Here is an 18,971-nt window from a genome sequence, read left to right as displayed (position 1 = left end):
GCTCCCATGCTTTCGCGCACCGCCGGGAGCCAGTAGACGGCAAAAGGGCATGGAGTCATATGCTGGTGATATGGCCGTGCGTGACTGGGACCTGAGGCACTTCCGGCTCCTCGCCGCGCTCGCGGCGCGTGGCAGCATCGGGGCGGCCGCGCGAGAGACCGGTATGGCCCAGCCAAACGCCTCTCGGCTCCTCGAGCAGATGGAAGCCTCGGCGGGCTTCGCCCTCGCGCGGCGCACTCCGCGGGGCACCGAGCTCACCGATCGCGGGCGCGTCGTCGCCGGTCTCGCGGCCGAGGTCCTCGAGGCGGCGGACAGCGTGACCCGAGCCGTCGACGCGCTCGAGCGGGACCGTGGAACCCTCCACGTGTGCGCGAGCATGACCGTGGCCGAGCACCTCATGCCGCAGTGGCTCGCGGCGGCCCAGCAGCGTCTGCCCGGCATGAGCGTCACGCTCGACGTGGGCAACTCGGACGAGGTCTTCCAGCGGCTGCGCTCCGGCGCCGCGGACCTCGGCTTCGTCGAGGGTCCCACCGTTCAGACGGGCTTTCGCTACCTCGACGTGGCCCGGGACGAGCTCGTGGTCATCGTCCGGCCGGACCATCCGTGGGCGGACGACGGCGACGTGCCACCTTCCGAGGTCGCCGCGGCAGGGCTCGTGGTCCGCGAGCCTGGATCCGGCACGCGCCAGACCGCCGATCTCGCGCTCGCGCCGTACGGCGCCGGCCCCCGGTTCGAGGTGGGCAGCAACGCGGCGCTCGCGGCGAGCGTCGCCGCGGGGCTCGGCCCCGGAGTCGTGAGCCGGCTCGCCGTCCAACTCGCGCTGCGGAGCGGCCGCTTGTCCGAGGCGCCGACGCCCGGGCTGCGGCTCTCGCGCGTCCTCCGGGCGGTGTGGTCCGCGGCCGCCCCGCTCCCGCGCTCGGCAGAGGATTTCCTGGGCATCGTGACCCACGGGTCCTAGCGGCGCGGGTAGCCTAGCGCCATGGGTCCGCGAGCGCGCGCCGGCCTGATCGCGGCTGCTCTGGCCGGCGTCCTCGCTGGCTGCTCGCCCGCGGGTTCGGCGGCACCCAGCCCTGCGCCGTCGTCCGTCTCGCCCACGGCGGCCGGGCCGATCTCCGCCGTCGTCGACCAGTTCCGCGACGGCTACGCGAGCGGGACGATCGTCCTGCAGCTCGAGAACACCACCGCGGGACCGGTCACGGTGGTCCGGGCCGAACTCGCCGACGCCCGCTTCGCTGACGGCACCGCGTGGGCCGGGAGCGAAGAGCTCGCCCCCGGCCTCACCCTCAGCCTCCCCGCCGTTGCCGCGCCGCCACGCTGTGGGCAGGCGGACGACGGCGCTCCCTCCGTCCGCCTGACCCTGGCCGACGGCTCGGTGCGAACCGTCGCGGCGACGGATCCCCACGCGGTCCTGCCGAGAATCCACGCCGATGCGTGCTTCGCCGAACGCGTGGCCGCTGTCGTGACGCTGCGGCTGGCGGACACGCTCGCCCCAGGCGAGCCGCCCGGCACCGCCGTCCTCACGCTCGCCCTCGGCGCGCCGGCTAGCCCGCCGCCGAGCCCCCAGCCCGGCCAGAGCGCCGTCACGCTCGTCTCGGTCGGCAACACGACGCTCCTCGACGAGGACCCTGGGGCGCCGTGGCCCCGAGACGTGAGCCTCACGGCTGGTGGGCCCCCCGTGCGCCTCGCCGTCCGCCCAGCGCGGTGCGATCCGCACGCCGTCGCTGAAGACAAGGTCGGGACCCTCATCCCGCTCACGCTCCGCCTCGGAGGCGCCACGGGCACCGTCAAGGTCGCAGCAACGCCCGCCCTCAGGGCGGAGATCTACGCCTTCGTGGCGCGCTCGTGCGGCTGGCCGACTTCGCAGTGACGCGCGCCCGCGCAGCCCACCCAAAGCGCCGGGCCGCCGCGCCCTAGGCTGTGACCATGAGCCCCGCCCTGCCCAGCCACTGGTCCGCCGCCCGCCTCGCGGAGACCGCAGCAGAGATCATCGCGGCTGAAAGTCTCCCCGAGATCGTGCAGGCTGGGCATCCGGTGCTGCGCACGCTGGCAGTGCCGTTCGACGGCCAGCTGGACGCGGCCCTGCTCGCGGCGCTCGTCGAGGTGATGCGCCGCACGATGCACGCCGCGCCGGGAGTGGGCCTCGCGGCCCCGCAGATCGGACTGCCGCTGCGCCTCGCAGTCCTCGAGGACACGTGGGCCGCCGATCACGACGTCGCGGAGGCCCGCGAGCGCGCTCCCCTGCCGTTCTTCGCCATGCTCAACCCGCTCTACCTCCCCCTCGGCGACGAGCGAGCCGCGTTCTACGAGGGGTGCCTCTCGGTGCGCGGCTACACGGCCGTCGTGCGCCGCCCCTCGCGAGTCGAGGCCCGCTGGACGGCGCCCGACGGCACGGCGCGGCGCACCGAGTTCTCGGGCTGGCAGGCCCGAATCGTGCAACACGAGACCGACCACTTGGGCGGCGTCCTGTACGTGGACCGCGCCGAGCTCCGCTCGCTGTGCAGCAACGAGGAGTACTCGGCGCGGTGGTCACACCCGACGCCCGAGGCCGCAGCCCGAGAACTCGGCTTCTGAGAACCGCGTTGCGGCAGTGGGCCGCGACGGATTCTTAGAGAGTGACCTGGTAGATGTGGACGGTGTTCGCGTTGGCGAAGGTGTCCGTGAACTTCCCGCCGACCACCGGGATCGTGCGGTTTTCGCCCACCACAGTCACCGACTTGCCGATCCCGCCCGCAAGGGAGAACGTGACGGAGTCGTTGCTGACCGCGTCCGCCGCCATGTGGGCGAACAGGTACGGCGACCCGTTGTTCCACTTGGCGAGGTACTCGGCGCCGGCAGGCATGCCGTCCGGGGTCTTCTCGTCACGAGACGAGGTTACGAGCCCCACACCGTCGGGACCGTTGAGGACCGGAGCCAGGGACTGGGCCGTCGCGTAGAACGACTGGGCCGCGGACTTCACGCCCGCGAACGCCGGGTCCTCGAACGAATCCGCGTACCCGCCACTCCGAAGGTAGTTGTGCGTGAAGTAGTTGACCCCGCGCGCCCCTTCGATGACCGCCGACCAGATCCCGGCCTTGAACGCCGCGGGGTCCACCGGGTTCCCATTCATGTCCACGAGCTCGTTGAAGCTGTAGATCGGCTTGTCGCCGCCTTGCATGGAACGCTCGTGCCAGAGGAGCCGTCCGTAGTTGCGCGAGAGATGCAGTCGCGGGTCTGTGGAGGACAGGTTGCCGGTGAACGACTGGTCGCCGACGATCACGTTCGTGACGCCCCACCAGCCGGAGTACAGGTTGCCCGTCTCCTGCAGGAAGTAGACGTCGGTGGAGGCGATGTCCGTGTACTGGGTGTACGTCTTCCAGTTCGCGGCGCTTCCCTGCGTGCCCGCGAACTTGCCGAAGTTCGTGTACTTGAACTTGTCAGAAGCGATAGGCCCCGACATGGCCTTCATCGCCGTGTAGCCGCAGTCCGTGAGGCCTGATGTGCAGACTTTCCCGTCGTGCCCGAACCCGACAACGCCGGTCCAGCCACCCCAGCCGTTCCCGGCCCACTGGTCGACCTCGTCCGTGACGAGGTATCCGCCCGCGCCCGTCGTCGTGCCGCCGATGCCGTAGAACTTGGACCCAGTCTGCCACCCGGACTGCATGTAGCCGTCCTCGAGATACGTATTCACGAGAGTGCTGTCGTCAGCCGTTCCGGTCCCTTCGGCAGCCCACCGCGTGACGGGGAACATCGTGGTCGCGCCCGGGTAATTCGACGCGGGCCACTTGCTGTAGTACCCGGGGCCGCCGTCAATCGCCTTCAGCGTCACGCCCGCCGGAAGTCCGCCGGACGCCGTCGGGCCAGGGGCGGGCGTCACGGTCGGCGTCACGGTAGGAGTCGGACTCGGCGTCACGGTCGGCGTGGGCGTGCGCGTTGGCGTCACGGTCGGCGTCGGCGTCGGCGTCGGCGTCGGCGTCGGCGCCGGTGATCCGGTGCTCTGGATCTCGATTCCGAGGACTGTCCACGCGCGCCCCGAGGGGCCCGTCTCGCCGATGCTCTGGTCGCCAGCCACGGCAGCTTGGAAGGCGTGCTCGCCAGAGTAGATGTTGGCGATGTACTGGCTGGCCTCCTGGACGGGAGACCCGATGAAGCTCACGCCATTGTCCTGCACGGCGTTCCAGTCGGCCGCGAACCACGAGATCGCGGATCCGGCCGCGGTGGAGATGTGTGCCGACGGAACCCCGGAGCCGCGCGCATCGGTTGTCGCAGGGGATGCGCTGAGCTTCGCCGTTGCTCCGTTCCAGCGTTCGACCAGGGCGTCCCAGTGCGCTGCGGCGGTGACGGAACCTTCGTGTGCCGTCACGACGGTAGACGCCGAACCAGCGGTCACGGTCCCCGTCCAGATGTACGCCGCGGAGTATCCGCTCGTGAGGTCCGATGCGGCCAGGGTCCACGTGACGGTGGCACCTGAGCTCGTCGGTGTGGCGAGCGTCAGGTTGCCGGCATCCTCGGTGAACGCCTTGACGACGAGGATGTCCCCGGTGGACGTCGCGAAGGCCGTGGTGTCAAGAGACGGGTTGCCGTTCGCGCTCAGGTGGTAGGACCCGGCCGGAGCTGGAGACCCAGCGGTCGACGCGGGGGTGGATAGAGGAGGATTCGTTGCGCAGCTCACGGTGCCGGATCTCGGACCGGACTGGTTCCATGTCACAGACGGACCAGAACAGGTGACCGCTAAATAATCTCCGGGGTTGAGACCAGATGTGAGTGCCGCGGCCGTGAGGCCGAATGCGGTCAATCCCGCGACAAAAGAGAAGACAAGCCGCCAATGGCGACGCAATAGATGTTTCATGGGGTTGCCCAGCTCCCTAGATGTTTTGTCTATGGAGGGCTGCCCCAGAGCCCTCCCACCCGTATCGTGACGCCCGCGATGGTCACGTCGCCGCCACGGATAGGCCGTGCGCGGCAGACGTGATGACGGCGGCGGGTTTGGCCGCAAATGACGGCGGCGGTGACGCTCACGGTGGAACCGAGCAGCTGGGCCGCGCGTGTGACGCAATAAGTCGCCAGTGTCTGTGACGAGATTGTCGACTTCGCGGGGGCGAACAGAAACCCCTAGCCTTGAACTTCTTGGCCTCGTGAGGCCTAGATGCCGAAGCGATCTTTGGGCATACTACACCACCGTCTAGAGTCCAAAGACCCTATGACTCACCCTTCGGCAGGGCCGGGATTTGCATCGGTGGGGAGGTGCTGCGCCCACCACCGGAGGATGTGCTCGAAGCGCAGCTTGCGGTGATGAGGGGTGCCGGAACGGGACAGCTCGTGATTCTCGCCCGGGAAAACGAGGAGCTTCGTCTCGACGCCCCGCAGCCGGAGCGCCGCGTAGTAGCGCTGGGCCTGCTCGATCGGGCAGCGCCAGTCCTCCTCGGAGTGGACCACGAGGGTCGGCGTCGTGACGGCGTCGACGCACGCCATGGGGCTCTGGGCGTTCATCGACTCGACGTCCCAGCCCGTGTACTCGCCCGGGAAGAACCATCCGATGTCGGAGGACCCGACGAAGCTCACGGGGTCCAGGAAACCGCGTTCGACGATCGCCGCGCGGAAGCGGTGGTCGTGGGCGATGGTCCACGCCGTGAGGTAGCCGCCGTACGAGCCGCCCATGACGCCGAGCCGCTCCCCGTCCAGTTCGGGGAACTCGGCGAGCGCGGAGTCTACGAAGCCGAGCACGTCCTCGAGGTCGACGCTGCCCATGCGGCCCTTGATCGCGCGCGCGTGGTCCTCGCCGTAGCCCGCGGCGCCGCGGGGGTTGCACATGAGCACCGCGTAGCCCGCCCCGGCGTACACCTGGGCCTCGTCGAACCACGCGCCGGTGTACTGGGCGAACGGCCCGCCGTGGATGTTGAGGAGCACGGGGAACGGGCCCGTGCCCTCCGGTAGCACGACCCAGCCGTGCACTGGCGTTCCGTCGGGGCTCTTGCCCGTGAACTCGTGCGGCACGCGCGGGGTCGCCTCGTCGCGGAGGGTCGCGGCAAAGTCCGTGAGGCGCTCGACCGAGCCCTCCCGCACGAGGGCGAGCTCACCGGGTGCCGTCGCATCGGCGTAGGAGACGACGACGGCGCCGTCCACCGAGTCCGCGCCTGTCACCACGACGTCGCCGTCGGCGAGGACCTCGCGGCCGCCCGCGGGAGCGAACGCAACGAGCCGAGCCGTCCCCCGCCGTCGTCCGATCGCAAGCGCACGCCCGTCCGCGGCGACCCGGAGCGCGCCTGGCGCCTCGCCGAAGTCGTCATCCTGCTCGCTCACGCGCACGGTCGAACCAGTCGCGAAGTCGTGCCAGAACGCGTGGGTGTTCCAGCCCACGAAGTCCGTCCCGGACTCCCCGAGCGTCGAGGCGAGCACGAAGAGGCCCGAGCCGTCTGCGGCCTCCCGCACGGCCTGGACCGATGCGGTGTCCGGGGTGCCGAGTTCGATCGGGGCGCTGCTCTCGCCGCCGGACGCCGTGCGCACCACGCGGGACCCGATCGTGTCCACGTCCGCGGGGTCGAACTGCGAGACCGTGTAGATCCAGGCGCCGTCCGGGGAGAACGACGGAAGCGAGTGGTCGACCCCGCTCGACGTAAGCTGGCGCGGGGTGGGGAGGCCGTTCTCGCGCTCCGCGGCCGGCGTGTCGGCCTCGGCTGCCTTGGCCCGGCCCTTCGCGGCCACGAACGGCTCGGCGTCGGCGTCCGGGACGTCCAGCACGAAGAGCTGCGAGCGCTGGTCCCCCGTGTAGCCGGGGCCGTTGACCCGGTAATTGAGGTGGGTCACGAGCCGCGGGTCCTCTGCTCGCGCGCCCACGCCCTCGGTGCTGCCGTATCGCCCGGCCTCGGGCTCGCGGGACGTGAACGCGATCTGCGTGGCGTCGGGCGACCACGCGAACTGCTCGACCCCGAGGAGTCGGTTCGTGATGACGCGCGGCTCGCCGCCCCGGGCCTCCACGAGGCACAGTTGGGGCCGGCCCTCCGCAGCGGCGCGGAGGAACGCGAGCCACGCCCCATCACTCGAGTACTGAGGCGCCGTGTCCCGGAAGCCGCGCGTGAGCCGCCGCGGCGCCCCGCCATCGAGCGGTACCTCCCACAGCTGGCCGACCGGTGCGTCGGCGCGGAAGTCAGGCCGCGTCGCTGCGACGGCGCAGCGTGAGCCGGAGGGATGCACGGTCGGGGCGGACAGGGTCACGATGGCGTCGAGCTGAGTGGGTTTCACGCCGTGAAGCCTAGTCCTCCGGCGCCGCCGCTAGCATGGACGCCATGCCCATTCCCGCCCAGGACCTCCTGCGCTGCCCCGTGTGCGCAGGCGCGTGGGACCCGTGGCGCAGCAGCGACCGGTTCCTCGTGTGCGGGAGCGGTCATCGGTTCGACGTCGCGCGGCGGGGGTACATCAACTTCCTCACGGGTCGCGGGACGCGCTTCGTGCCCGACACCGCGGACATGGTCTCCGCCCGCGACCGCTTCCTGACGGCCGGGCACTACGCTCCGATCGCCGGGGCGCTCGCAGAGGCCGCGGCGGGCGCGCTCGTCACACCGACCGCGGACGACGGCGGCCCTCGCCCGAGCGTGGGATCGCTCCCCCGCGCCGTGCTCGACGCGGGTGCGGGCACGGGCTACTACCTCTCGGCCGTCCTCGACCGCGCGCCCGGGGCCGCCGCCGTCGCCCTCGATCTCTCGCCGCATGCACTCCGGCGCGCCGCCAAGCTGCCGCACACGGCCGCCGTCGTCTGGGACCTCTGGCGGACGCTCCCGCTCGGTGACGCGTCGGTGGACGCGGTCCTCGACGTGTTCGCACCGCGCAACGTCCCAGAGTTCGCGCGCGTGCTCCGGCCGGGCGGCCTGCTGTGTGTGGTGACTCCGCTGCCGGAGCATCTCGCCGAGCTGCGCGGAATCCTCCCGCTGCTCGACGTGCCGGCGGGGAAGGCCGAAGACGTCGCCCACGCGGCGGCGGGCGCCTTCGCCGTCGAGTCCGTGCGGGCCGTGCGCTTCCCGCTCGAGCTCGACGCGGAAGCAGCCGCGGACGTCGCGCTCATGGGTCCCGCGGGCCATCACGCGTCCCGGGACGCCGTCCTCGCGGGGCTCCCGGGCGTCATCCCGCGCGCGACTGCGGCCGTCGAGCTCAGCGTGCTGCGCCGGCGCTGACTGCCGCAACCTCCGGGACCTTGCGCCCGCGGACCCGCTGGCTGAGCTCGACGCGGAGCACCCGAACCGCGACTTGGATCAGCGGACCGATCGCGAACGCGAACACTGCGGTGCCCACGCCCACCGTCCCGCCCAGCATCCACCCGATCGCGGTCACGGAGAGCTCGATCGCGCTCCGCACCACCCACACGGGCCACCCAGTGCGGGCCACGAGTCCCGTCATGAGCCCGTCCCGGGGTCCCGGGCCAAGGCCCGCACCGATGTAGAGCGCCGACGCGAACGCGAGCAGAATGAGTCCCGCGGCGAGGAACAGACCTTGGGCGGCCGGGGCCCATATCGGCAGCTGCGTCGCGGGCGGCAGCCAGCTGAGCCCGGCGTCCGCGAAGAACCCGATGAGCGCCGCATTGGAGAGCGTTCCCCAGCCCGGCCGCTGACGCAGCGGGATCCACAGGAACAGCACCGCGAGGCTTATCGCGATCGTCGAGGTCCCGAAGGTGAGGCCCAGCGTTCGGGCCAGGCCCTGCCCGAAGACGTCCCAGGGCGAGCCACCCAGGCCTGCGCGCAGGATGAGCGAGATGGCGAGGCCGTACGCGAAGAGCCCGAGGTAGAGGCGCACGAGGCGTATCGGCATCCGGCGGCTCGTGAGGAAGGCTTGGATGGGTTGCATGAGTCGAGGTTCCCGCCAAGTGGACTGCAGATAAAGGTCCAATTGGGGAATAATGGCCTCATGACGTCCATCACAGCGGCCCGATTGGCCACAGTCCTCGGTCCGTGGCGGACCCGAGGGCCCGCCTATACCGCGCTTGCGGATCGGATCCGCCTCGTCGCGCTGGACGGGCGGCTCGCCCATGGGACCCGCCTGCCGGCCGAGCGGGACCTCGCCTCGGCCCTCGGCCTCAGCCGGACCACGGTGGCAGGCGCCTACGCGCGCCTCCGAGACGCGGGGGTGCTCGAGAGCCGGCGCGGGTCCGGCAGCTTCGTCTCGCTCGGCGCGCGGCCCGCGGCCGATGCCGCCATGGAGGGCATCCCGCTCGACTTCACGAAGGCCGCCCTGCCCGCCGCCGGTCCCGTCGCGGCATGTTACGCGGCTGCCACCACGCTCCTCGGCCCGGAGCTCTCGCGTTCGGGCTACGAGATCACGGGCCATCCGGCCCTGCGCGAGGCGGTTGCCCGGCACTTCGAGCGGCGCGGCGTCCCGACGGACCCGGAGCAGATTCTCGTGACCTCGGGCGCCCAGCATGCGATCGCCCTCCTGAGCAGGGTCCTGGTCGCGCCGGGAGACCGGGCCCTCATCGAGCAACCCACGTACCCCCACGCGATCGACGCCCTGCAGGCGGTCAGGGCGCGGCCCGTGCCGGTCCCCGTGGACGTCGAGAGCGGCTGGGACCTGGCCGAGGCTGAGGCGGCTCTGCGGGACGCCGGGCCCGCGCTCGGCTACGTCATGCCCGACTTCCAGAACCCGACGGGAGCGAGCCTCCGCGAGGACGAACGCGAGCGCCTCGCGCGCGCGGCGGACCGCCACGGGACGGTCCTCGTGGCCGACGAGACCACGATGTGGCTCGATCTCCGCCGCGGGCCGCGACGACCGCTTGCGGGGTTCTCCCCCGCCGTCGTCACGGTCGGCGGGCTCGGCAAGCTCGCGTGGGGCGGGCTCCGCGTCGGATGGATCCGCGCGAGCCGATCGCTCGTGACGCGCGTGGCTCAGTCGCGCACAAGCCTGGACCTCGGCACCCCGGTCTTCGAGCAGCTCGTCGCGGTGGAGCTCCTGGCGCGCGAAAACGAGCTTGTGGCCGAGCGGCGTGTGCGGCTCGGCGCGGGCCTCGCGGCGCTTCGGGGGGCGCTCGCGGAGGACTTCCCGCGATGGATGGTTCCGGATCCCGACGGCGGTCTGGCCGTCTGGTTGGACTGCTCGCCCTGGTCGTCGTCGGAGCTCGTCCTCGGGGCCCGGGAGGAGGGCCTCGCCCTCACGGCCGGACCGCGCTTCGGGCTCCACGGTGCGTTCGAGGGGCGGCTGAGGCTGCCGTTCACGGACACGCCGGACGCCATCCGGGCAGCGGTTCGTGCGCTCAGACGAGCCGCAGACCGGCACGCGAGCGGGCCGCTCACGGAGCCGCTCGTCGCGGTCTGACGGGGCACAACACGCTGCGCCAACATGTTGTCCACAGGCCCCCCCCCACGCGGGGTTCCGCTGGGCTAGGGTAGTGGAAAGAATGGGGGTTGGAGGGCCAGAAAATGGACTGGATCGCACATAACGCGTGGATGCTGTGGCTCGTTCTGGCCCTCGTTCTCGGCGGGATCGAGATGGTCAGCTTGAGCCTCGTTTTCGCCATGCTCAGCGGCGGGGCCCTCGCGGCCTTCGTCGCCGCGCTCCTCGGCGGCCCCGCGTGGCTTCAGGGCCTCGTGTTCGCCCTTGTCTCGGTTGGCATGGTCGCCTTCGTCCGTCCCGTCGCGATGCGCTACATGCGCCGGGGCATCGAGGACGTCCGCACCAACGTCGATCGGCTCGTGGGCGCACGGGCCACGGTCGTCGAACCGGTCGACAGCAGCAAGGGCCTCGTGAAGATCGGAGGCGACGTCTGGACGGCCCGCGCCGAGCGCGGCGAGTTCCTTCCGGGGGACGTGGTCCAAGTCGTCGCCATCGATGGAGCAACGGCCGTCGTCGCCCCCAGCGGCGAGACCTCACCATATCGGAGCTGACGGCCCAACCAGAGGCCGCCGCAATCACACCAGGGGGTAATCATGGATGTAGGTGGAGTTCTCCTCCTCGTCGTCGTCATCGCGCTGATCCTGTTCGTCATGACCGTCCTCGTTCGGTCGGTGCGGATCGTCCCGCAGGCCCGCGCGGGCGTCGTCGAACGCCTCGGGAAGTACCAGCGCACACTGAGCCCGGGGCTCACGCTGCTCATCCCGTTTGTCGACCGGCTCCTGCCGCTTCTCGATCTCCGCGAGCAGGTGGTCTCCTTCCCGCCTCAGCCGGTCATCACCTCGGACAACCTCGTCGTGTCCATCGACACGGTCGTGTACTTCCAGGTCACCGATCCGCGCGCCGCGACGTACGAGATCGCCAACTACATCCAGGCCGTCGAGCAGCTCACCATCACGACCCTCCGCAACGTGGTCGGCGGGCTCAACCTCGAAGAGGCGCTCACCTCGCGCGACCAGATCAACGGCCAGCTGCGCGGCGTCCTCGACGAGGCGACCGGGCGCTGGGGCCTGCGCGTCTCACGCGTTGAGCTCAAGGCGATCGAGCCGCCCCACTCGATTCAGGATTCGATGGAGAAGCAGATGCGTGCCGAGCGTGATCGGCGCGCCGCGATCCTCACCGCGGAAGGCACCAAGCAGTCGGCTATCCTCACGGCCGAGGGCGAGCGGCAGTCGCAGATCCTCAAGGCCGAAGGCCAGGCGAAGGCCGCCGTGCTCAAGGCCGACGGCGAGTCGCAGGCCATCCAGAAGGTCTTTGACGCGATCCACCGCGGCAACCCCGACAACAAGCTCCTCGCCTACCAGTACCTGCAGACGCTCCCCAAGATCGCTGAGGGCAACTCCAACAAGCTCTGGATCATCCCCAGCGAGGTCGGAGAGGCGCTCAAGGGCATCGGCAGCGTCCTCGGCACCGCCGGTCAGGCGTTCGCCGCGTCAGGCGGCGGCGCTCCTGCCGCGCCTCAGCACACGGACGACGGCGTGGCCCCCTCGGGCGAGCTCGTCGCCGAGGCTTCGCCGAACCCGGACAGCCTCGAGGAAGATGCCCGGGCCTTCGAGGAAGAGGCCGGCAGGCCGTCGGAGCTCGACGCGGAGGCCCAGGGAATCCTCGAGCACCACACGCACCGCGGTGGCCCCGACGACGTGCCTGCCTGACCGACCAGCCGCGGCGCCCGCGTGGCGCTTATAATGGGAAGTCCGCCCGGGAACACGCGAGCGTCCGCGGGCGTTGAGATGTGCGTCGGATCCTGGGGTCCGGACCGCAGAACGTGAGGGAGTAGATATGAGCGACCGCAGCCTGCGCGGCATGCGCTTGGGTGCACAGTCCATGGAGAGCGAGGCGGGCGTCGAGCCGGCGCCGCGCCAGCGCGTCGAGTACCGCTGCGAGGACGGCGAGCAGGTCTTCGTGACGTTCTCCTCTGAGGCGGAGATCCCTCCCGTCTGGACGTCGAAGACGGGCAAGGAAGCGTTCCTCGTGGACGGCGAGCGTCCGTCCGAGGGCAACGAGAAGGCCGTGCGCACGCACTGGGACATGCTTCTGGAGCGCCGCAGCATCCCCGAGCTCGAGCAGATCCTCGAGGATCGCCTTGCGCTCCTGCGCGAGAAGCGCGGCGAGCGCGCGGGCTAGGAGACTGCTGAAGAAGTCGGGCGGGCGGGGCGCGCCTCCCTGCTTCGGGCCGGGGAGGGTTAAGACTGGCTTCATGCAGGGTCGCGACGATGGACAGCGTGAGTTCCTTGACGTTGAGGCGCTGGCCGGGCATCTGCTGGTTCCGGGCAGCGTCTTCGCCTTCCTGGCCGGGCATCGGCTGAAGCTGTTCCCGGCGGAGATGTTCGAGGATCTCTTTCCCTCGGGCCGGGGCCGGCCCTCGGTCCCGCCCGAGGTGGTCGCCACGGTCCTGGTGCTGCAGGCGTTGAACGGGCTTTCGGATCGCGAGGCTGCCGAGGCGGTGACCTTCGACCTGCGGTGGAAGGCCGCCTGCGGCTTCGCGGTCGCGGACCGGGCGTTCCATCCGACCACCCTGACCTACTGGCGGCGCCGGCTCGCGGCCAGCGCCCGGCCGCAGCGGATCTTCGAGGCGGTCCGGGACGTGGTGGCCGCGACCGGCGCGGTGGGCGGGGGGACGCGGCGGGCGCTTGACTCCACGGTGCTGGACGACGCGGTTGCCCGGCAGGACACGGTCACCCAGCTGGTCGCCTCGATCCGGCGGGTCGGCCGGGAGGTCTCCGGCGCGGAGGCGGTGATCGCCGCCGAGTGCACCCGGCTGGCCGGGCTGACCGGGCAGGACTACGCCTCGGCCGGGAAGCCGCGGATCGTGTGGGACGATGCGGCCGCGCGCGACGGCCTGGTCACAGCCCTGGTCAACGACGCGCTCGCGCTGCTCGCGGCGCTGGACGTCGATGCCGCCCAGGCCGCGGGCGGGAGGCCTGCGGAGGCGGTGGCGCTGCTGGCGCTGGTGGCCGGGCAGGACGTCGAGCCCGCGGAGGACTCCGACGGCAGCGACGGGCGGTGGCGGATCGCCCGCAGCGTCGCACCGGACCGGATGATCTCCACCGTCGACCCGGAGACCCGGCACGCGCACAAGACCCGGGAGCGCCGGCAGGACGGGTTCAAGGCCCATGTGGTGGTCGAGCCGGAGACCGGGCTGACCACCGCGGTGAAGCTGACCAAGGCCAACGGCCCGGAGAACTCCGACGCATCCGTCGGCAAGGACCTGGTCGCCGCCGACCCGACGATCGCCGGGCAGGAGGCCGTCGAGGTGCTCGGCGACTCGGCCTACGGGTCCGGGGAGATGCTGCACGCCCTGGACCAGCGGAAGTGGACCCCGATTATCAAGCCGTGGCCGCTGCGGCCCGCGGTCGAGGGCGGGTTCACCATCGACGACTTCGCCCACGACGGCGAGGCAGGGACCCTGACCTGCCCGGCCGGGCACACCCGCCGGCTCACCAAGACCCGCAAGGCCGTGTTCGGCGCCGTCTGCGCCCACTGCCCGCTGCGATCGCAGTGCACCACGGCCAGAGACGGTCGCAAGATCGAGGTGCATCCCCACGACCTGCTCCAGCGCGCACACCGCAGGCGGGCCACCGCGGAAGGCTTCCAGACCACCTATCGGGCCAAGCGGCCGATGGTCGAGAGATCGATCGCGTGGCTGACCCGGGGCAACCGCCGCGTCCCCTACCGGGGCGTGGAGAAGAACAACAGCTGGCTCCACCACCGGGTCGCCGCCCTGAACCTCAGGCGACTGCTCGCACTCGGCCTCAGCTTCGACAACGGAACCTGGCAGCTGGCCTGATCGCGCCGCAGGCCCCCAGAAGACAGCCTCGAACCCAACGCCAGGGGCACCACGACGCCCTGCACAGGCGGGACGGACCCATGCTGCACCCAGAGCCGACCAAAACCCGCCGTTCGACTGGCCAAGGCGGCACCGATCACGCCACCAGCCAACCTGCGAAGGGAGCTTGTTCAGCAGTCTCCTAGGCCGTACGCAGCCACAGACTGAGAAGGGCGGGAACCTCACGGTTCCCGCCCTTCTTGCACTTTCACACCGTGAGACCGGGTGCAGCCAGATGAATCGGTCCGCGAAAGCTTTCGGCGGCGTCGACCAGCGCCTGCGGCCCCATCGCGGGATCTGACAAATGCGTCACGACAAGTTGCCGGACTCCCGCCTCGGTGGCGAGCTGGCCCGCGAGCCGCGCCGTGAGGTGTCCATGGCCAGTGAGCGCATCGGAGTCGGCTTCCAGATAGGTCGCCTCGCAGACAAAGACGTCGGCGCCGCGCGCGGCCTCAACGACAGCCTCGCAGTAACCCGTGTCCGAGGAGAACGCGAGCACCCCTCCGCCCTTCGCTTCGAACCTGAGTGCAGCCGAGGGAACGCTGTGGTGGGCTGCGTACGAAAGGAATCGAAGCCCGTCGACCTCATGCCACGTTGTACCGTCTTGCGGCAGGCCGCGGACGCTCCACGACTGGAAGATCGGGCTCTTCATGGTCGGCAGCGTCGGAATGCCGAACAGCGCGTCGAACTGCTTCAGCCGGCGTATTTCCGGTGCGGGGACGAACAAGGGGATTTCCGGCAGCACCTCCGGGAACGTCCACCTGTAGGCCCACGCCATCAGATCGAGACTGTGATCGGCGTGCAAGTGGGTGATGACAATGGCACGGAGTTCAGCGAGATCGTGCCCGGCCTGGAGGTAAGCGAGCAGCGAACCAGGCCCTGCGTCGACCAAGACGAATCCGGTGTCACCGCGCACCAGGTAGGAGGACGCCGCGCCCGCTGCTGTGGGCGCCGTCGCGCAGCTGCCGACTACCTCACACTGTGGCGTCACCGCGCACCGACCAAGAGGTCGGCGAGCCCTGGCCTCACGGCGATCCGGAGGTGCGGGCCAAGGCGCGCCCCCGCGGGTACACGAGCCATGAGAACGAGGTCGTCGGTCCGAAGAGACACCTGCATCGCGTCGCCCACGAACTCTGTATGGAGCACGTCAACATCGAGGACGGACCCGCCATCGTCGGCCAGCGGCTCCTCCACGACCATGAGCGACTCGGGTCGCAGGAGGACCCGCGTGCCATCATGAACCGACTGCCGCCGCCTCAGGCTGGACAGAGGCACGCGCCACCGTCCTCTGAGAAGAAGCGCGTAGCCATCCTCGATTCGGGCGTCGAGAAGGAGCGACTCCGACAGGAAATCGGCGACAAAGGCGTCCACCGGGTCTTCCCACAACTCACGGGCCGGCCCGAACTGAATCACCGTGCCCGCCCGCAGTACCGCGATCCGACGGCCCAGGGCGAGGGCCTCTTCCTGATCGTGGGTGACGAGAAGGGTCGCGCTGTCTGTCGCCGCAAGCAGTGCCCCGAGCTCGCGCCGCAGCCCCCCGCGCAGCTGGGGGTCAAGGGCGGCCATGGGCTCGTCCAGAAGCAACACGCTCGGCTCGACGGCCAAGGCCCGAGCGAGGGCGACTCGCTGGCGCTGCCCTCCGGAGAGCTGGGCCGGCTGCCGGTTCGCGAGTGGGGTCAGCGAGGTGAGTTCGAGGAGGTCCGCCACCATGCGTTGGCGCTTCTGAGAAGGCACCCCGCGCGCCCGCATCCCGTAGGCAATATTGGCCGCGACGCTCATGTGTGGAAACAAGGCATAGTTCTGGGGAACGAGGCCGACGCCCCGCGACGCAGGGCGCTCTCGCGTGACCTCTCGGTCTCGAATCATGATCCGACCCTCGCTGACGGGTACGAGGCCGGCGACCGCGCGCAGCGTCGAGCTCTTGCCGCACCCCGAGGGTCCGACCAGAGCGACCGTCTCGCCCGGGGCCACGTCGAGGACGACGTCGCGGGCAGCGATGGTGTCGCCGTACCTGATGGTTGCGTTGTCGACGATCAATCCCGCGTGCTGTGCGGATCTTTGGGGCGATATTGTCACGAGTCATTCCTCCTAGCCCGCCGTTGGATCGAGACGATCGCCATCAGGACGGGAATGATGAAGGCGATGAAGATCATGGTCTGGGCCGAGGCGAGCTCGAGGCGCCCGGTCGAGTAGGAATCGAAGAGCGCGAACGGAACGGTGGGCGCGGCAGGTGCGTTCACGAAGAAGCTGATATTGAACTCACCGAACGAGAGTGCGAACACCATGGAGGCGGCCTGGGCCGTCGCGAGTGCGCAAGCTGGAGCGGTGATCGTCCGCACGACGTGAACGGACCGGGCCCCCAGGCTCGCGGCGACCTCCTCTGCCGCCTTGAGGCCGTCATCGCTCAGCACGGGGACGAGGGCAGCAAGCGTGAAGGGCAAGGTCAGCACCACATGCGCCATGACGAGAAGGAACCCGCTCGGCCTGAGGGCGGGGAACGTCCCGACGAGCGCCACGCTGAGTGCGATCCCCGGGACTGCCAGCGGAACATTGACGAGATAGCTCACAACGCGGGTCACGGGTGAAGCGGTCCGGGCAATCCACCACGCGATGACGCCCCCAAGGGCCAGATTGAGAACGACGACGAGGGCGGCCACGGCCATGCTGCGCGCCACGGCGGGGGCGAGCGGTGCCCACGCATAGCGGAGCCAGTCCAAGGTGGCGCCGCCGCCCCACGGGCCGTGCGAGAAGTCAACGCTTGTCGCGGCGAGTGCGGTCCCGAGGATGGGAAGGAGAATGAACGCCCCGGCCGCAAAGCGAACTATCTTGTTCACGCCCGGCTCACCGCCCATTTCGAGAACTGCGCAAGGACCCGGCCGAACACGATCGAGAAGACGGCAACGACCGCCAGGAGCACGGCGAGAGCCGATGAATCGGCAAGCCTGAAGCCCGTCGTGAGTTCGTTGACTACGTTCAAGGGGAGCAGCCTGACTCCGGCCGAAAGAGTGGCGACGGTTCCATAGCCGCCGAGCGCAACAGCGTTGGCCGTCGAGCAGGCCTCGATGATCGAAGGCAACAGGATGGGAAGCGTCACGGTCACGAACACCCGTGATCGTGATGCACCGAGGGTCTCGGCACACTCCGCGAGCGCCGGATCGAGAGCGGCTGCCGCGCCGCGCAGCGGTCCAAGAACCCGCGGAAGGCTGAAGTAGACATACGCGATGAGCATTCCGGCGAAGACATAGGCGAACCCCGACAAGCCGTCCCAGACGAGCGCGAGCAGACCAGTGCGCCCCACGAGGACGATGGCAAAGAATCCAATGATGATCCCCGGCAGGCCAATGGGGAGAGTCAGAACCGTCTGCTCGAACGCGGCTCCTGTGCCTCCCGGCGCGCCCTTTGGGCTCCGCGTGGGGTGCAGCACGATGGGCAGCACCACCACGAGGCTAATCACGACGCTGCCCAGCGAGATCAGCACTGAATTTCCGAGCGCGGTGTGGACGGTTCCGGACGCCAAAGCTCGTTGATAGTGCTCAACGGTGAATCCGCTGCTGGATCGCACGGCACCCAACCCGACGGAGTTGGCGACGAGTGCGCAGACCGGATAGACGCTGAACAGGAGAATCGGCGCGAGCGAGACAAGAAGAGCAAAGTGCCCGGCCAGCGCGGTGCCCGTGCGGGCACCGCGCCAATCGGAGAGCGAAGACTTCGACACTAGAAGCCGACCTTGTCCTGGTAAAGCTTGATGAACTCCTGCTGCACCTTGCCCTGCTTGCCGTAGTCGATCGTGGCGGCGCGCTGGTAGTCAGAGTCGGGCAGGACCTTGGCCGCGATCTCCGGCGGAACGCTGCCGATCACTGGCCGCATGTATCCCTTGGCAAACAGAGCCTGGCCTTCCTTCGAGAAGTAGAAGTCGAGAAGAGCCTGGCCGTTGGCCTGGTGTGGTGCGCCTGCGACCAGGCCAACAACGTAAGGGATCTGAAGGGAGCCCTCCTGGGGGATCACCACCGCGACGTTCGCGCCGGTGTCCCGGAGCTTGTAGCCGTTGAAATCCGTGTCGATGAGAATCGGGATCTCGCCCTGCGCCACCTTGGCCGTTGCCGTCTGGGCGGACGTGGACGCACCGTTTGCCTTGAGCGACTTGAGGTAGTCGAGTCCAGGCGTCCAGTTGTCGAGCGTTCCTCCGAGGGCAAGATTCGCCGCGGTGGCCACGGAATACCCGACGGCGGCCTGAGTCGGATCAAGGTATCCCACCTTCCCCTTGTATTTCGGGTCGAGGAGATCGCGCCAGCCGGTCGGCACCGGGGCCCCACCCAGATGGTCCTTGTTGACGATGAAGGCCACCGTTCCGGTGTGGACGGCCGACCACAGGCCGGAGGGGTCGCGCAGATCCGATGGAACACCCTGGGCGCCAGACGGCACGTACTTTTGGAGGACGTCGGCGCCAGCGAGTTGGCCGGCGAAGGCTATCCCCGCGTATGCGACGTCCGCGACCGGCGACCCCTTCTCGGCCTGCAGTGCGGCCAACGCCTGGCCGGAATTCTTCGGGTCGTTGGGGGCATTGATGCCCGTCTTCTGAGTGAAGGCCGGCAGCACCTCTCCGAAGTTCCCCCACTGGGCAGGCGAGTTGTAGGTGATGACGATCGAGTCCCCAGAACCCGTTGGCCGCGAGCTTGTCGCGTCCGAAGGAGCCGCAACGTTGCCGCACGCCGAGAGCGCTGTTGTCGTGGCGAGTAGGGCGAGGAACGCGGTGGACGCGCGAAGCCAAGTTTTCATGATCTCCCCTGGTAGGTGCGAGTTT

17 protein-coding genes are annotated in these 18,971 nt (G+C 69.9%); 9 read left to right on the top strand and 8 right to left on the bottom strand.

Going from position 1 to position 18,971, the window contains the following annotated elements:
• Nucleotides 1-70 precede the first annotated feature (70 nt).
• From ACOKR1_RS10890 to ACOKR1_RS10880, 3 genes are read left to right on the top strand one after another with little or no spacing between them, the layout of a single operon-like run.
• Nucleotides 71-958: a LysR family transcriptional regulator gene (locus tag ACOKR1_RS10890; RefSeq protein WP_422933100.1), complete on the top strand. Its 888-nt coding sequence runs from the start codon at nt 71-73 to the stop codon at nt 956-958.
• A gap of 21 nt (nt 959-979) precedes the next feature.
• A complete protein-coding gene (locus ACOKR1_RS10885) occupies nt 980-1,867 on the top strand; it encodes a hypothetical protein (protein ID WP_422933099.1) in 888 nt (295 codons plus the stop codon).
• A 56-nt stretch (nt 1,868-1,923) separates the two neighbouring features.
• Nucleotides 1,924-2,571 (top strand): peptide deformylase, encoded by a 648-nt coding sequence (locus ACOKR1_RS10880; protein ID WP_422933098.1) that lies wholly within the window; start codon nt 1,924-1,926, stop codon nt 2,569-2,571.
• 34 nt (nt 2,572-2,605) lie between these two features.
• On the opposite strand, the gene ACOKR1_RS10875 is transcribed toward ACOKR1_RS10880, so the two are convergent.
• Both ACOKR1_RS10875 and ACOKR1_RS10870 read right to left on the bottom strand, forming a co-directional pair.
• Nucleotides 2,606-4,648 (bottom strand): hypothetical protein, encoded by a 2,043-nt coding sequence (locus ACOKR1_RS10875; protein WP_422933097.1) that lies wholly within the window; start codon nt 4,646-4,648, stop codon nt 2,606-2,608.
• A 533-nt stretch (nt 4,649-5,181) separates the two neighbouring features.
• Nucleotides 5,182-7,215, bottom strand: coding sequence for a prolyl oligopeptidase family serine peptidase (locus ACOKR1_RS10870; protein ID WP_422933096.1), 2,034 nt, complete (start codon nt 7,213-7,215; stop codon nt 5,182-5,184).
• A gap of 44 nt (nt 7,216-7,259) precedes the next feature.
• Here ACOKR1_RS10870 and ACOKR1_RS10865 point away from each other — a divergent pair, with 44 nt between their 5' ends.
• Nucleotides 7,260-8,141, top strand: coding sequence for a methyltransferase domain-containing protein (locus ACOKR1_RS10865; RefSeq protein ID WP_422933095.1), 882 nt, complete (start codon nt 7,260-7,262; stop codon nt 8,139-8,141).
• Here ACOKR1_RS10865 and ACOKR1_RS10860 read toward each other — a convergent pair.
• Nucleotides 8,119-8,808, bottom strand: coding sequence for a YczE/YyaS/YitT family protein (locus ACOKR1_RS10860; RefSeq protein WP_422933094.1), 690 nt, complete (start codon nt 8,806-8,808; stop codon nt 8,119-8,121). The two genes, ACOKR1_RS10865 and ACOKR1_RS10860, sit on opposite strands and share 23 nt — an antisense overlap.
• Nucleotides 8,809-8,868: 60 nt before the next feature.
• Between ACOKR1_RS10860 and ACOKR1_RS10855 the strand changes: the two genes are divergently transcribed.
• The 5 genes from ACOKR1_RS10855 to ACOKR1_RS10835 all read left to right on the top strand — a co-directional run bounded on the left by ACOKR1_RS10855 (nt 8,869) and on the right by ACOKR1_RS10835 (nt 14,131).
• Nucleotides 8,869-10,269 (top strand): PLP-dependent aminotransferase family protein, encoded by a 1,401-nt coding sequence (locus ACOKR1_RS10855; RefSeq protein WP_422933093.1) that lies wholly within the window; start codon nt 8,869-8,871, stop codon nt 10,267-10,269.
• Nucleotides 10,270-10,373: 104 nt separating this feature from the next.
• Entirely contained in the window at nt 10,374-10,838 is a 465-nt protein-coding gene (locus tag ACOKR1_RS10850; protein WP_415854960.1) for an NfeD family protein, read from the top strand.
• 42 nt (nt 10,839-10,880) lie between these two features.
• Nucleotides 10,881-11,996: an SPFH domain-containing protein gene (locus ACOKR1_RS10845; RefSeq protein ID WP_422933092.1), complete on the top strand. Its 1,116-nt coding sequence runs from the start codon at nt 10,881-10,883 to the stop codon at nt 11,994-11,996.
• A gap of 127 nt (nt 11,997-12,123) precedes the next feature.
• Entirely contained in the window at nt 12,124-12,468 is a 345-nt protein-coding gene (locus ACOKR1_RS10840) for an RNA polymerase-binding protein RbpA (protein WP_422933091.1), read from the top strand.
• A gap of 73 nt (nt 12,469-12,541) precedes the next feature.
• Complete coding sequence (locus tag ACOKR1_RS10835; RefSeq protein ID WP_422933071.1) at nt 12,542-14,131, top strand: IS1182 family transposase; 1,590 nt, start codon at nt 12,542-12,544, stop codon at nt 14,129-14,131.
• A 247-nt stretch (nt 14,132-14,378) separates the two neighbouring features.
• On the opposite strand, the gene ACOKR1_RS10830 is transcribed toward ACOKR1_RS10835, so the two are convergent.
• The 5 genes from ACOKR1_RS10830 to ACOKR1_RS10810 are packed head-to-tail and all read right to left on the bottom strand — an operon-like array spanning nt 14,379 to nt 18,946.
• Nucleotides 14,379-15,161 carry an MBL fold metallo-hydrolase gene (locus ACOKR1_RS10830; RefSeq protein ID WP_422933090.1) on the bottom strand — a complete coding sequence of 261 codons (783 nt, stop codon included), beginning with the start codon at nt 15,159-15,161 and terminating at the stop codon, nt 14,379-14,381.
• Entirely contained in the window at nt 15,158-16,207 is a 1,050-nt protein-coding gene (locus tag ACOKR1_RS10825; RefSeq protein ID WP_422933089.1) for an ABC transporter ATP-binding protein, read from the bottom strand. Before ACOKR1_RS10825 ends, ACOKR1_RS10830 begins: the two co-directional genes overlap by 4 nt.
• A gap of 35 nt (nt 16,208-16,242) precedes the next feature.
• Entirely contained in the window at nt 16,243-17,004 is a 762-nt protein-coding gene (locus tag ACOKR1_RS10820; RefSeq protein WP_422933088.1) for an ABC transporter permease, read from the bottom strand.
• The gene (locus ACOKR1_RS10815) at nt 17,001-17,885 is read right to left on the bottom strand and encodes an ABC transporter permease subunit (RefSeq protein ID WP_422933087.1); all 885 of its coding nucleotides are present in this window, start codon (nt 17,883-17,885) and stop codon (nt 17,001-17,003) included. Before ACOKR1_RS10815 ends, ACOKR1_RS10820 begins: the two co-directional genes overlap by 4 nt.
• On the bottom strand, nt 17,885-18,946 hold the full coding sequence (locus ACOKR1_RS10810; protein WP_422933086.1) for an extracellular solute-binding protein: 1,062 nt from the start codon (nt 18,944-18,946) through the stop codon (nt 17,885-17,887). Before ACOKR1_RS10810 ends, ACOKR1_RS10815 begins: the two co-directional genes overlap by 1 nt.
• Nucleotides 18,947-18,971: the final 25 nt, after the last annotated feature.

It is taken from the genome of Sinomonas sp. P47F7 (assembly GCF_049332655.1).
Taxonomy (GTDB): Bacteria; Actinomycetota; Actinomycetes; order Actinomycetales; family Micrococcaceae; genus Sinomonas.
This window is presented reverse-complemented; position numbering and strand designations above follow the sequence as displayed.

Excerpts from the sequence above, each read along its gene's own strand:
- ACOKR1_RS10885 (WP_422933099.1), top strand. The coding sequence starts at position 980 with ATGGGTCCGCGAGCGCGCGCCGGCCTGATCGCGGCTGCTCTGGCCGGC.
- ACOKR1_RS10810 (WP_422933086.1), bottom strand. The coding sequence starts at position 18,946 with ATGAAAACTTGGCTTCGCGCGTCCACCGCGTTCCTCGCCCTACTCGCC.
- ACOKR1_RS10855 (WP_422933093.1), top strand. The coding sequence starts at position 8,869 with ATGACGTCCATCACAGCGGCCCGATTGGCCACAGTCCTCGGTCCGTGG.
- ACOKR1_RS10880 (WP_422933098.1), top strand. The coding sequence starts at position 1,924 with ATGAGCCCCGCCCTGCCCAGCCACTGGTCCGCCGCCCGCCTCGCGGAG.
- ACOKR1_RS10840 (WP_422933091.1), top strand. The coding sequence starts at position 12,124 with ATGAGCGACCGCAGCCTGCGCGGCATGCGCTTGGGTGCACAGTCCATG.
- ACOKR1_RS10890 (WP_422933100.1), top strand. The coding sequence starts at position 71 with ATGGCCGTGCGTGACTGGGACCTGAGGCACTTCCGGCTCCTCGCCGCG.
- ACOKR1_RS10845 (WP_422933092.1), top strand. The coding sequence starts at position 10,881 with ATGGATGTAGGTGGAGTTCTCCTCCTCGTCGTCGTCATCGCGCTGATC.
- ACOKR1_RS10850 (WP_415854960.1), top strand. The coding sequence starts at position 10,374 with ATGGACTGGATCGCACATAACGCGTGGATGCTGTGGCTCGTTCTGGCC.
- ACOKR1_RS10860 (WP_422933094.1), bottom strand. The coding sequence starts at position 8,808 with ATGCAACCCATCCAAGCCTTCCTCACGAGCCGCCGGATGCCGATACGC.
- ACOKR1_RS10835 (WP_422933071.1), top strand. The coding sequence starts at position 12,542 with ATGCAGGGTCGCGACGATGGACAGCGTGAGTTCCTTGACGTTGAGGCG.
- ACOKR1_RS10865 (WP_422933095.1), top strand. The coding sequence starts at position 7,260 with ATGCCCATTCCCGCCCAGGACCTCCTGCGCTGCCCCGTGTGCGCAGGC.